Genomic DNA, 13,807 nt, shown 5'->3' with positions numbered 1-13,807 from the left:
GAAAGAAGGCCGATGTATGAAGAAAGTAAAGTGGACTTTATTAGGTGGATTAGCAACGCTTGTATTAGCGGTTGTACTTTATAAACTTATTGTGTTAGCTGGTGGCTATATGATGGATGAAAAGCAGCTCGTTTTCCACTCTTCATCACGTATCGTTGACCAGAAAGGGAAAGAAATTACGAAATTATATGTAGAAAATAGAGACCTCGTACCAGTCGAGCAAATTCCAAAGCATGTCCAGCAGGCGTTTGTTGCGGTGGAAGATTCTCGCTTTTATGAGCATCAAGGGATTGATTATCCGTCTATATTCCGGGCTCTTTATAAAGATACGTTAGCTGGAGAAAAGGTAGAGGGCGGTAGTACGATTACGCAGCAACTAGCGAAAAACGTCTTTTTAACTCGTGAAAAAACAGTTACGCGTAAATTGAAGGAAGTCGCAATTTCCCTTCAATTAGAGCAAAAATATACGAAGCAACAAATTCTTGAAATGTATATGAATCATATTTATTTTGGGCATGGTGCTTACGGTATTCAAGCAGCAGCAAAGTTGTATTTTAATAAAAATGTAGAAGATGTAACAGTAGAAGAAGGCGCAATGCTTGCAGGTCTTCCAAAGTCGCCAAACGGATATTCACCTTATTTCTCTCCAGAGAAGAGTAAGGAGCGCCGCGATCTCGTATTGTCACTTATGCATAAACAAGGCTATTTGACTGCCGAAGAAAGTGTTCGTTATCAGGGAAAGACGATTGCGCTATATAAAAACTTAGATGAGAATGAGCTCGCATATATGCCGTATATTGATATGGTTATAGATGAAGCAGCTCGTTTATACGGATTGTCTCATCAAGAAGTACTTCGCGGAGGATATACGTTTGTTGTTCCGATGGATGAAAAGATTCAAAAGGTAGCGTATAACCAGTTTCAAGATGCGAGGAATTTCCCTGGTAAAGAAGAGGGCGCGCAAGGTGCTTTTTTATTAATGGATAATCGTACGGGCGGAATTAAAGCGGCGATTGGCGGAAGAAAGTACGTCCCGAGAGGCTTTAATCGTGTTTTTGCAAAAAGACAGCCCGGTTCTGTGCTAAAACCACTTATCGTCTATGCGCCAGCACTTGAAACGAAAAAGTATAATCCGTATTCTTTATTAACGAATGAAAGAAATTCGTTTGAAGGCTACGAACCTCGAAATTACAACCATGCGTATTCAAAAGAAATGACGATGTACGATGCGATTTTAGAGTCAGCAAATGTACCGGCAGTTTCTTTATTAAATGAATTAGGGGTAGAAGAAGGAAAGCAATATTTAGAGAAAGGCAATGTTCATATTGCCGATGCTGGTTTAAGTACAGCGCTTGGCGGATTGAAAAATGGTGTTTCAACATTTGATCTTGTGAAAATGTACCGTTCGTTTTTAGCAAATGGCGCTATTATTGAGCCGCACGTGATTGATAAAGTGTTCAATAGACACGACGCGGTTATTGGAGAATCTCCAAAAGTAGAAACGAAAATTTTCTCGAAACAAACGGCATGGTATATGACGAAAATGTTAGAAGGAGTTGTGAAGGAAGGGACAGCGAAAGCCGGTGTATATAACGGGGCGTTAGCTGGGAAAACAGGCACAACGTCCTTACCAAATGACGATAATGGAGCGAGAGATATGTGGTTCGTTGGCTATACGCCAAATTTAGTAGGCGCTGTTTGGATTGGTTATGACCGTACGGATAAAGAGCATCAGCTGCAAGGAGAAAGTGCATCGGCAACGAAATTGTTTAAAAAAATTTTAACGAAGGCAAATGTAGAACAGAAAGAGCAGTTTATGAAACCAGAAGGTGTGGAAACAATCGGTGCTCCGATTCGGCTGCGCAAGATTGAAGATGTGAAAATGAAATTAGCGTTTAGCCCTTTCGGTTTATTTAAAGCGAAATTAAGCTGGACACCACTTCCAGATGATAGAATTATGTATCGCATTTATAGAGTGGAAAACGGAGTCCATACGCATGTAGCAACTGTAAATGGTGCCGGAGAATATGAAGAAAAGTTCGTTAACATCTTTTCAAAACCGAGTTTTTACGTTGTACCATATAACACACAAACGAATCGCGAAGGAGAAAAGTCAAAAGTAGCTAAACCATAGTTTTTCTCTGTGTTATAATAAGAATGTTGTGAAAATAGTAAGCGTTTTTAAGAATGTTTGTGTCAATTTAATGAACAACGTACATAATATTATGCATTTTGTTTTTACAAGCTGTATAGTAAAAAAAGATAAATATCGGAATAGAACGTATTTAGAGCAAAAGCATTGGTAAGGAAGGGAGCAAGGGTCTTGGTAAGAAATATAAATGAGACATTTTTAAAAGCATGTAGGGGGGAGCGTACTGATTATGTACCAGCATGGTATATGCGTCAAGCAGGTCGTTCACAGCCGGAATATAGAAAGATAAAAGAAAAGTATTCTTTATTTGAAATTACACATAATCCAGAGTTATGTGCTTACGTTACAAAGTTGCCAGTTGATCAATATAACGTAGACGCAGCAATTCTTTATAAAGATATTATGTCACCATTACCTGCAATTGGTGTGGATGTAGAAATTAAATCAGGTATTGGTCCAGTTATTGATAATCCAATCCGTTCTTTACAAGACGTAGAAAAGCTAGGGGAAATCAATCCAGAAGATGACGTGCCGTACATATTAGATACGATTCGTTTATTAACGACAGAAATGCTAGACGTACCGTTAATCGGTTTTTCAGGAGCTCCATTTACATTAGCGAGCTATATGATTGAAGGCGGTCCATCTCGTAATTATCATAATACGAAAGCGTTCATGTATGCAGAGCCGAAAGCTTGGTTCGCTTTAATGGATAAGCTAGCCGATATGGTTATTACATATTTAAAAGCGCAAATTAACGCAGGAGCAAAAGCAGTTCAAATTTTCGATTCTTGGGTTGGAACTGTAAATGTAGCAGATTACCGCGTATTTATTAAACCAGCAATGGAGCGTATTTTTGCAGAAGTTCGTACGATGGGTGTGCCAATGATTATGCACGGCGTAGGAGCTGCACATTTAGTAAATGAATGGCACGACTTACCGCTTGATGTAGTAGGCTTAGATTGGCGCTTACCGATCGAAGAGGCACGCGCATGCGGCGTCCATAAGGCGGTACAAGGTAATATGGATCCTTCATTCTTACTTGCGCCATGGTCTGTTATTGAAGAACATGTAAAAGGTATTTTAGATCAAGGGATGAAGCAGCCAGGTTATATCTTTAACTTAGGACACGGTGTATTCCCAGAAGTAAATCCAGATACATTAAAACGTTTAACTACATTTATTCATGAATACTCTAAAGGACAGTTAGCGAAGTAAAGGAGCATTGCTGTATGAAAAAGAAAATTGGTTTGCTTGTAATGGCATACGGAACGCCATATAAAGAAGAAGATATTGAACGTTACTATACACATATTCGCAGAGGAAGAAAGCCAAGTCCTGAAATGCTAGAAGATTTAACAGAGCGTTACCGTGCAATTGGTGGTATTTCTCCTTTAGCTACTATTACATTAGAGCAAGCTAAAAAGTTAGAGAAGCGTTTAAATGAAGTACAAGATGAAGTAGAGTACCATATGTATCTTGGCTTAAAACATATCGAACCGTTCATTGAAGATGCAGTGAAAGATATGCATAACGACGGTATACAAGATGCAATCGCACTTGTTCTTGCGCCGCACTATTCTACATTTAGCGTGAAATCGTATGTAGGACGAGCACAAGAAGAAGCTGAGAAACTTGGAAACTTAACAATTCACGGCATTGATAGCTGGTATAAAGAACCGAAATTCATCCAGTACTGGGTCGATGCAGTGAAAGGTATATATAACGGTATGTCAGAAGCAGAACGTGAAAAAGCAGTATTAATCGTATCTGCACATAGCTTACCAGAAAAAATTATTGCAATGGGCGATCCATATCCAAATCAATTAAATGAAACAGCTGATTATATTGCAAGAGGTGCTGAAGTAGCAAACTATGCAGTAGGTTGGCAAAGTGCAGGAAACACGCCAGATCCTTGGATTGGTCCAGATGTACAAGATTTAACGAGAGAATTAAATGAAAAGTACGGTTATACTTCATTCGTATATGCACCAGTTGGATTTGTTGCGGAACATTTAGAAGTTCTATATGACAACGACTTTGAGTGTAAAGTTGTAACAGATGAAATTGGCGCGAAATATTATCGTCCAGAAATGCCAAATGCATCGGCTGCATTTGTTGATTGCTTAACAGACGTTGTATTAAAGAAAAAAGAATCTGTATTGTAAAAAGAAAGGGGGAGCCTGCTTGAGGAAAAAAGTTGTAATCATCGGCGGTGGCATCACAGGATTAACAACAATGTATAACTTGCAAAAAGAAATTCATAACAACAACTTGCCGATCGATACATTACTGATAGAAGCATCAGGCAAACTTGGCGGGAAAATTCAAACCGTTCGAAAAGGTGGATTTACAATTGAACGCGGTCCTGATTCTTTCTTAGCACGAAAAGAAAGTGCAGCAAGATTAGCGAGAGAATTGGGTCTTGGCGATGAAATTGTAAATAATAAGGCCGGGCAATCATTTATCCTCGTAAACAATCGGTTACATAAAATGCCGAGCGGATCAATGATGGGAATTCCAACGCAAATTACGCCGTTTCTATTTTCCAGGCTGTTCTCTCCAATTGGTAAACTAAGAGCTGGTTTTGATCTGCTAATGCCGAGATCAAAGCCAGTATCTGATCAATCACTCGGGCAGTTTTTCAGACATCGCCTCGGCAACGAAGTGGTTGAAAATTTAATTGAACCATTACTATCCGGTATTTATGCAGGGGATATTGATGAAATGAGCTTAATGTCAACATTCCCGCAAATGTATCAAATCGAGCAGAAACATCGCAGTATTTCACTCGGTATGCGTACACTTGCCCCGAAAGAAGAGAAAGCAGCACCGAAAAAGGGAATCTTCCAAACAGTGAAAAACGGTTTAGAATCTATCGTAGAATCTCTCGAAATGAAGATGCATGAAGGTACGATAATAAAGGGAACTCGGATTGAAAAAATTGCAAAACTTGGTGATGGTTATACGATTACCCTTAGTAACGGAAAAGAAATAGAAGCGGACGCGGTCGTAGTGGCAACATCACATAAAGTATTGCCATCTATGTTTGCGCAGTACAAGCAGTTTCGTTTCTTCCGCAATATTCCGTCCACGTCAGTTGCGAATGTGGCAATGGCTTTCCCGCAATCAGCCATTCAGCGCGATATTGATGGTACAGGATTCGTCGTATCTCGAAATAACGATTACACAATTACAGCATGTACGTGGACACATAAAAAATGGCCACATACAACGCCAGAAGGAAAAATGCTTCTTAGGTGTTACGTTGGACGACCTGGTGATGAAGCAGTTGTAGAACAAACAGAAGAGGAACTTGTTAGGCTTGTACTAGAGGACTTACGAAAGACGATGGATATTACAGAGGATCCAGAATTTACAGTCGTAAGTCGCTGGAAAGAAGCAATGCCCCAATATACAGTAGGCCACAACGAGCGAATGAAGAAACTCACAACATTTATGGAGAAAGAGTTGCCAGGTATATACTTGGCAGGTAGTTCTTACGCTGGTTCTGGTCTTCCGGACTGTATTGCTCAAGGTGAGAAAGCCGCAAAGTGTGTACTCTCTCATTTGGAGAAAGTAATGGATCCAGAATTAATCACGCAATAAAGTGAAACGCCTTCAATCGTATTGAAGGCGTTTTGTTACTTATTCACCAATAAACATATATAAGTTATTTGGCTTTATGACGGCATCTCCTGCATAAATAATCCACTCTGTTAAGTTATCAAAATCTAACTGATAACTATTTCCTTCACTCATATCTTCTATAAAGTATGGTTCATTAATGAGTATTCCTTGAATGAAATCTTCTGTAATGTTTTGCATTTCAAACCACATATGCTCACTTTTTCCTTCTTCGTAGGAGACACCAAACTTAGCGAGGAAACGAAAATCTTCATTCGATTGTTCAATGTGAAAAATGTTGCTGAAATACCCGAAAGTATTCTTCGCATTGTAAGCCATACGATCGGTTTCGCTATTTGTTTTATAGAACATGAGACCTGTAGCTTCCTCATATTCTTTGAAAAAACTTTCAATATATTCTTCTGAAGTATTAAATTTGAATAAGAGAACGGATGGGGACTGATGGTATTCATCTCGGTCATCCATTCCGCCTAAGAATATGTTTTGTGCATCTACTGGTTGCAGTTTCACTTCTTCATCCTCAATTGAAGATAATTGATCCATACTCGTTTTATGCCCAATATAAGATAATCCTTTTTCCCACGGAACAGCTACTGTATGTATAGAACCTTGCTGACTATGCGCGATAACAATAGGCTCATTCATAGGGACTTGTCCATTCTCAACGGCATTATTAGCAAATGTTTGGAAGAGGTCACCAATGCCGTAGTAGGAAGAAATACGATTTGGAATAATTAATTCTATTTCTGTTACACCTGCTCTTAAAAGACCATGTGTATGAAACCAATATTGCGTAGGCTCACCTTCTTTATCATCTTCATAAACAGAATGAATAACGTATAAGTCAGGAATGTCAGGTAATAATTCATTTTCAACGTGATATTCAATATAGCTTCTAGATATCACTTTCATTGCTGCACTTGAATCGATTACAAATAACAAATCTGGGGTGAGGTTCCATAAAAACTGTAACTGCTGGAAAAAGCAGTCCAGTACATCGCCTACAAATAGCGTACGAGTGAAAATTTCAGTTCCATAAGCAGCATCTTCAAAGTGACGATCTACGATTGTAGCATCTTGTCTATTGTACATTTTATATTCTTCTGGGTCATTCGCCTCATCGATATGCAGTTCATACGGTGTAATTTTTTCATCCATGTGTAACTCAACAATAAGGCTTGTCTCATCACTATAAACAATTTTCAATTCGTCAACTTTAGTAGCGATCGTTTCTAGCCGCTGTTTTAACTGCTCAATTGTAATTCTAGTTGGTATAACGGCAATCATATCTGAAAAATGACGTTCTAATGTTCCATTCATAGCTGCGCGGTATGTTTCTGTTTGCACTTCCATCCAATCACTCCTATTCAAATGAATCCATTTTACATGCCAATGAAATTTTGGTATTTTCTGTTTTCTCTCTCTAACATTATAGAGTGCATTCGTAGAAGGTGTAAAATTATTATTTTGTATTAAAGTTTGAAAGCTTGTAAATTAAATAAATTTTTTGTAAAACTTGTCGAAATAGCATTCTATATAACGAATCATTTGATATGATAGAAATGCTGAGAAAATATGAAATAGGGAGAGGGAAATGGCTGTGAAGAAATTGTTAAGTGTCTTTTTATCATTCATACTATTGCTTTCATTTACTGGAACTTTAGTACAAGCAGAAGAAACGACTTCTATGTCAGTAGAAAAAGCAATTCAAGTATTTAAGCAGCAAGGGAAAACGAAGGGGACAGTGGAAGGATATATCGTTGGATATACGCAAAGTCCTTCTAAATACACGAAAGATCCGGCTAAGTTTGATGATACAAACGTAGCAATTGCGGATTCGCCAAATGAGACGAATCCAGACAAAATCATGCCTGTTCAGTTGCCAAAAGGCGATGTGAGAGCAGCAGTAAATGTGAAAGATCATCCTGAAAATATCGGGAAGAAAGTTAGTTTAACAGGGACGCTTGAATTATATTTTAGTAGCCCGGGTTTAAAATCGGTCACAGCTCATAAGTTTCAAGGGGAAGGACAAAACCGTGTTAGCGATGTTGTAGCTTCACCTGGTAGCGGAGAAGTTGCGAAGGGCACAGCGATAACTTTAACAACGAATACAGAAGGAGCGACAATCTACTATACGCTAGATGGCTCTAATCCTACAAATAAAAGTGTTCGTTATAACGGACAAATTGTAGTGAATGAAAATAGTGTAATTAAAGCAATTGCAGAGAAAGAAGGGCTTACTTCTTCAGCAATTTCAACGTTTTCATTTACTATCGTAAACAATGAACAGGTCCGTATTCATGATATTCAAGGTAAATCACATATTTCTCCTTACAAAGGGAAGAAAGTATACAATGTGGAAGGCATTGTAACAGCACTTGATAAAAATGGTTTTTATATAGAAGATAATCAGCCGGATAATGATCCAGCTACTTCAGAAGGTATGTACGTATACAAAAAAGATGCGAATGTAGCGGTAGGAGATCTTATTCAAGTTGATGGAGAAGTAGAAGAATATGTTGGTCCTGGATATGCAGAAAGGTTTGACACAGATTTAACGACGACGGAAATTAAGGCAAGCCGCGTTGCTGTAATCGCAAAAGATCAACCTTTACCAGCACCGATTGTACTTGGAGAAAACGGTGTGAAAATCCCTGATCAAATTATCGATAATGATGCATTCGGTTTATTTGATCCAAATGAAGATGCAATCGACTTTTATGAAAGTATAGAAGGTATGCGCGTTACGATGCTAACGCCAAAAATTATTGCACCTCAGAAAAACGGAAATTTATATGTAACAGTAGAAAATGGCGGAGAGAAAGTCGTAACGAAATACGGCACACCTGTATTAGACGAAAATCAATTAAACCCAGAACGTCTTTCTGTAAAAGTACCTCGTGATTATGTAGCAAAAGTAGGAGATACTTTCACTGAAGATATAACTGGGGTAGTCGGATATGATTACGGTTCGTTCCGCATTTCGCCAATAACGGAAATACCATCTGTAGTGGACGGTGGATTTAAGCAAGTAGGAGCGAATATTCAGCCTCGTCTTGATAAGTTAACCGTTGCTACATATAACATTGAAAACTTCTCGGCGAATAAAAAAGAAACAACAGATGAAAAAGTAAAAGCGTTAGCGTATTCTATTAAATACAATTTAAAAATGCCAGATATTATCGGTGTAGAGGAAATGCAAGATAATAACGGAACGCTTAATGACGGTACAACAGATGCTTCATTAAGCGCAAAACGTATCATTGATGCAGTTCTAGAAATTCGTGGACCAAAGTATGAGTATGTAGAGATTGCTCCGCATAATAATTTAGACGGAGGAGCACCAAGAGCGAATATTCGCGTCGGTTTCTTCTACAACCCATCACGTGTGAAATTAGCAGCAGTACCGAAGTTACTTGATAAAAATGTTGTTCGCATTGGAGACGAAAATCCATTATTTGAAAGTACACGTAAACCACTTGCGGCAGAATTTACGTTCCAAGGACAAAACGTTGTTGTCGTTGCAAATCACTTAAACTCAAAAATAGGAGATGCAACGCCATTTGGAAAAGTACAGCCGCTCGTATTAAAGAGTGAAGAAAAACGAATTCAGTTAGCGCAAGAAGTAAATCAATTCGTACAAGGAATTCAGAAAAAGAACACGAATGCACCGGTTGTTGTGTTAGGGGATATGAACGATTTTGAGTTTGCTAAACCATTAAAAGCACTAGAAGGAACAAACTTAAAAAATATGTTAAACACAGTGCCGAAAGAGAACCGCTACACGTACATTCATGAAGGAAATGCACAAGTGCTAGATCATATTTTAGTAACAAACAATATCGCACCACACACAATTGTAGATCCAGTACACTTAAACTCAAACATTATGAAAGAACATGGACGTGTAAGTGACCACGACCCAGTACTTGCTCAAATTGACTTGAAGAAAGCTTCTTAAAGTAGGGAACGCTTAGGTAACTAAGCGTTCTTTTTTATTTTTGTAGCGTCATAGAATGGTATAAAGAGGTGATTCCTTTTTTTGTAATCTGGTGATAAAATTAATTGAATATTTAGTTTTTAGGAGGGCGACGATGCCAGCACAAATAAATGGGAAATTAATGAATCAGTTAGCGATTTTTTTTAGTACAATCGTCATGTTTCAATTTGTAGCTGAAGTAACAGGGCTTACTCAAAATTTAGATATCACGTATAACTTAATACATACAGCCTCGTCTTATGTAACGTTTAGTTTGGCAGTTATTTTTACTTTAATAGGTGCAAGAAGAGAATTAAGTAAATATGCAATTATTTTATTATGTTCAGTTGTAGGTATTAAAGCGATTTATTTTGCGGTGTTTGTTATTTTATGGGGATTGGCAGGTACGCCGTGAAGGGGGAAGATAATAATAAGAGCGTAATTCCCTAAATTAACTTAGGGAATTACGCTCTTATTCATTCAATCATTTAGTCTGAAATTACTTGAAATGATTTTCTGCACCGATCTCTTTTTTGTAGTCTTCTTCTATATTTTTTTCTATCCCGCTTTACTCCTTGTATATACAGAAGTAAGCTAACGAAAAGGAAGAAAGCACATTGCATCAATAAAATGTATGGTGACATGCCCTGCAATGGTTGCTTTGGATCATATAAATGAATAGGTGCTCCGCCTATTGAAGGGAGTATTGTATTTAGCAGGACGTACGGGATGGAGGCAGCCGCGAATGGAAAGAGAATCGCCATATAGTCCTTTTGTGACCATACAGATGCAGCAAGTCCTAAAAGGGCCATTAAACCTGCAAATAAAAAATTAATCCCGATATATACCGTAATGTAAGTGAGAGGCGCATCGAAATATAGGTTTGCGAACATCCCCTCATCATTTATAATGCCTGAACCAACCACAGGTGTTCCATCTGGAATGGTTAATTTGCAAAATAATAACGATAAAATGAATGGAAGCGTATAAAGAAATCCTCCGCAAAAAAACGTAACGATATATTTCGCTACTGAATAAGGAAAGATAGAAATCCCCTTACTCACAAATGGTTTAAAACCATCTGACTTATCCGAATTGTAACTTGTACTAAAGGGGAAACTCGCAATAACTGGCATTAATAATAAATAAACATCCATTTCATTGTCGCGAAATCCAATCCATTTTAAATCTGTTGATATAGGACCATTCGCTGCGTCTCCTAAATAACGAAGTACATAATAATAGTGATAAATGCAAATAAGAACGAATCCACTAAGCATCATAATTAAAGAAATACGACTACAAAAAGCTTGCTTTATATTTAAACGAAGCGCACGCATCATGACTGAAAAAGCCTCCACTATTTTGATAAACTTGTCTATTTTCTATATTACTATTAAATGTAAGGATTTTCTTGTTTTTTTATTTGATTATTTGAAAAAAGGGAAATTCGCTGTCGTTAAGTAAGGTTTAACGGAAATTATATTTTCTACAATATGGTTGACAATTCAGTATTACATTTGTAATCTTAATTGTAGATTACAAATGTAATACTAAGGAGTGCAATATACTATGACAAATCAATTACCTAAAATATCTGAAGCGGAATTAGAAATTATGAAAGTACTTTGGTCTAATTCTCCACAAACAGCGAATGAAATTATAGAAGCACTAGAAGATGCAATGGACTGGAAACCGAAAACAATCCGTACATTAATTAATCGGTTAGTACAAAAAGAAGCCGTTTCTTACCATCAAGATAAAGGGCGTATGTATGCTTATTATCCGTTAGTATCACAAGATAATTATTTACAAGTTGAAACGAAATCTTTGCTAAAGCGTTTTTGCGGCGCAGCGTTCAAGCCATTACTTGTTAATTTCTTAAAAGAGGAAAAATTGTCTTCAGAAGATATTAATGAACTGAAACGCATTTTAGATGAGAAGACAGAGGAGAACAAGAGGAAGGATAGATAACAATGATGGATGTGCTTATAAATGTATACCTTTCTCATTTTTTTGATTGGCTTATAGAAACATCACTTATGGCCAGCATATTAGTTGGATTTATTTTATGTATAAAAGTTCTATTTAGAAATAAGTTAACGCCCCGGTGGCAATATATGCTGTGGATCGTACTAATGATAAGACTCCTTTTACCGTGGTCACCAGATAGCTCTTATAGTATTTATTCATTACTTTCTTATAATTCTAGTGTGTCGGAAGTTATTCAAAAAAATACATCTTCACCTGAGAATATAATGAATCACGAGATGAAACAGACAGTGGAATTAGAGCCGAATTCTGAAACTGTGACAAAAAATAGTGAGCAGAAAGTAAGTACAAATGCGGAACAACAGACTACACTTTCTTTATACAAAATAGCTCTATATGTTTGGTTAGTTGGGGTGATCGTATTAGCAATCATCACGTTTATTACAAATAGACGTTTATATTCTTACATAAAGAAACAACCGGATATTACGGATGAACAGGTCGTTACAGTGTTTAATCGCTGTAAGCAGTCTATGAAAATGAAGAAGGCAGTTTCATTACGTCTAGCAGGAAAGATTGCGAGCCCAACTGTTTTTAGTTTCTTTCGCCCGAAAGTATTACTATCAAAAAAACATATAAAAGTATTAAATGAGCAACAATTACAATATGTCTTTTACCATGAGTTAGCTCATATTAAGAGGAATGACGTAGCTGTAAATTGGATTATGTATAGCTTACTCCTATTAAATTGGTTCAACCCGATTCTTTGGTACGCCTATTTTTGTATGCGAGAAGATCAAGAATTAGCCTGTGATGCATATGCGCTTACGTTTATAGATAAAGAGGAGCAAATTGCATACGGTCATACAATCATTACCCTTTTAGAACATTATTCCTATCAAGTACCAAGCCTAGCAAATTTAAGTAGAAATAAACGAACACTAAAAAGGAGAATTGTTATGATTAAAAAGTTCCAAAAGAAATCGTATCGCCTTTCTTTACTTGGAGTTATTGTCATAGTTGCTATAGCATCCCTCTCTTTATTCAACGCACGTGCAACGGAAGGAAAAGAAAAGCAAGAGGATAAGGTAGAGCAGTCAAAGGATGCTTTCCAAAATGCTGTAGATATGCTGTATGGTACAGAGGAAAATGCGAAAAAAGAATATCATTATTCAGCAAGAGTGTACGAACAAAAGACAGATTATTTATACTTAGCTGAAAAGGCTTTAACAAAAGATGAATTCCAGCAGTACATAAAATTATCTAAAGAAATTATTAATATACAGAAAAAAGGGGCTCCGAGAGATTCTGACTACGAGTCAGTATTTTTTAGAGAAGAGCGTTTATCAAAAGCCGATCATGAAAAATTATATGCACTTTATGATCAAGCAAAACCATTTGATGACAAAGTGCATGAATCTTTAAATTATACGGTGAAGGAAGCGCAGGAACATGTTGATTTTCAAATTAAGAAGCCGACGTATACAATTGAAGGATACAATCTGAAGGATGAAAAGGTATATTATTTTATTAAGAGAAGACCTGAATTAATTATTAAATTAGAATATGCGAACGGAAAAGGAAATTATATAATTTCTCAATCACAAGTTTTTGGGGAAAGTAAAGATCCGTTCCATGCTTTGTTTGGTGTAGAAGAAAACATTGAGCAGTACGAATTAGAAGGTAATCAAATATTCTATGCGACTGATAACTCGGATAGTAATTTACAAGGTATGAAGATGATTGTTCCAGCAAAAGGGAAAAATAGTGCATACCAAATCGTTATCATTAATCATAGTTTAGAGCGTCAAGGAGAAGCAGTATTTGATAAAAATGTAAGTAAGGAAGAGTTAGAGAAGATTATGCTTTCTATGTTGAAATAAAAAAAGGTGTTCTTGAGATGTATATCTTAAGAATGCCTTTTCCTTTTCTCTTTTCTTCTGATAAACTATGGACAGTATGATACACACTGACTGGAATTTTTTATACTGGAAATAATAAAAAAGAGAACTTGTATAGAATGTAAGCGTGTGGTA

General features: G+C 36.9%; 10 protein-coding genes. 8 read left to right on the top strand and 2 right to left on the bottom strand.

The annotated features are described in order from the left end of the window. Positions 1-16 precede the first annotated feature (16 nt). The 4 genes from ACXVYO_RS16240 (at position 17) to hemY (ending at position 5,761) form a co-directional block, all read left to right on the top strand. On the top strand, positions 17-2,134 hold the full coding sequence (locus tag ACXVYO_RS16240) for a transglycosylase domain-containing protein (RefSeq protein WP_458467835.1): 2,118 nt from the start codon (positions 17-19) through the stop codon (positions 2,132-2,134). A 189-nt stretch (positions 2,135-2,323) separates the two neighbouring features. Next, positions 2,324-3,370, top strand: coding sequence for a uroporphyrinogen decarboxylase (hemE, locus tag ACXVYO_RS16235; protein WP_458467834.1), 1,047 nt, complete (start codon positions 2,324-2,326; stop codon positions 3,368-3,370). Positions 3,371-3,384: 14 nt separating this feature from the next. Further along, positions 3,385-4,320, top strand: coding sequence for a ferrochelatase (gene hemH / locus ACXVYO_RS16230; protein ID WP_458467833.1), 936 nt, complete (start codon positions 3,385-3,387; stop codon positions 4,318-4,320). A 19-nt stretch (positions 4,321-4,339) separates the two neighbouring features. Beyond that, positions 4,340-5,761 carry a protoporphyrinogen oxidase gene (hemY, locus tag ACXVYO_RS16225; RefSeq protein WP_458467832.1) on the top strand — a complete coding sequence of 474 codons (1,422 nt, stop codon included), beginning with the start codon at positions 4,340-4,342 and terminating at the stop codon, positions 5,759-5,761. 39 nt (positions 5,762-5,800) lie between these two features. Here the strand turns inward: hemY and ACXVYO_RS16220 are convergent, their stop codons facing one another. Then, complete coding sequence (locus ACXVYO_RS16220) at positions 5,801-7,153, bottom strand: DUF4026 domain-containing protein (RefSeq protein WP_458467831.1); 1,353 nt, start codon at positions 7,151-7,153, stop codon at positions 5,801-5,803. A gap of 241 nt (positions 7,154-7,394) precedes the next feature. On the opposite strand from ACXVYO_RS16220, the gene ACXVYO_RS16215 reads away from it, so the two are divergent. Next, entirely contained in the window at positions 7,395-9,761 is a 2,367-nt protein-coding gene (locus ACXVYO_RS16215; RefSeq protein ID WP_458467830.1) for a DUF6359 domain-containing protein, read from the top strand. Positions 9,762-9,894: 133 nt separating this feature from the next. Then, positions 9,895-10,194 (top strand): hypothetical protein, encoded by a 300-nt coding sequence (locus ACXVYO_RS16210; protein WP_458467829.1) that lies wholly within the window; start codon positions 9,895-9,897, stop codon positions 10,192-10,194. Between the two features lie 73 nt (positions 10,195-10,267). On the opposite strand, the gene ACXVYO_RS16205 is transcribed toward ACXVYO_RS16210, so the two are convergent. Next, positions 10,268-11,122: a hypothetical protein gene (locus ACXVYO_RS16205; RefSeq protein ID WP_458467828.1), complete on the bottom strand. Its 855-nt coding sequence runs from the start codon at positions 11,120-11,122 to the stop codon at positions 10,268-10,270. 229 nt (positions 11,123-11,351) lie between these two features. On the opposite strand from ACXVYO_RS16205, the gene ACXVYO_RS16200 reads away from it, so the two are divergent. Continuing rightward, positions 11,352-11,753: a BlaI/MecI/CopY family transcriptional regulator gene (locus ACXVYO_RS16200; protein ID WP_458467827.1), complete on the top strand. Its 402-nt coding sequence runs from the start codon at positions 11,352-11,354 to the stop codon at positions 11,751-11,753. Between the two features lie 2 nt (positions 11,754-11,755). After that, entirely contained in the window at positions 11,756-13,654 is a 1,899-nt protein-coding gene (locus ACXVYO_RS16195) for a M56 family metallopeptidase (protein ID WP_458467826.1), read from the top strand. The last annotated feature ends 153 nt before the right edge of the window (positions 13,655-13,807 follow it).

This window comes from Bacillus sp. BC08, assembly GCF_054326875.1.
The sequence above is the reverse complement of the archived record's forward strand: the minus strand, read 5'-3'. Positions and strand labels throughout refer to the sequence as shown.

Bases quoted from the DNA above. Each gene is read 5' to 3' on its own strand.
- ACXVYO_RS16220 (WP_458467831.1), bottom strand. From the start codon at position 7,153: ATGGAAGTGCAAACAGAAACATACCGCGCAGCTATGAATGGAACATTA.
- ACXVYO_RS16210 (WP_458467829.1), top strand. From the start codon at position 9,895: ATGCCAGCACAAATAAATGGGAAATTAATGAATCAGTTAGCGATTTTT.
- ACXVYO_RS16215 (WP_458467830.1), top strand. From the start codon at position 7,395: ATGGCTGTGAAGAAATTGTTAAGTGTCTTTTTATCATTCATACTATTG.
- ACXVYO_RS16195 (WP_458467826.1), top strand. From the start codon at position 11,756: ATGATGGATGTGCTTATAAATGTATACCTTTCTCATTTTTTTGATTGG.
- ACXVYO_RS16200 (WP_458467827.1), top strand. From the start codon at position 11,352: ATGACAAATCAATTACCTAAAATATCTGAAGCGGAATTAGAAATTATG.
- ACXVYO_RS16240 (WP_458467835.1), top strand. From the start codon at position 17: ATGAAGAAAGTAAAGTGGACTTTATTAGGTGGATTAGCAACGCTTGTA.
- hemH (WP_458467833.1), top strand. From the start codon at position 3,385: ATGAAAAAGAAAATTGGTTTGCTTGTAATGGCATACGGAACGCCATAT.
- ACXVYO_RS16205 (WP_458467828.1), bottom strand. From the start codon at position 11,122: ATGATGCGTGCGCTTCGTTTAAATATAAAGCAAGCTTTTTGTAGTCGT.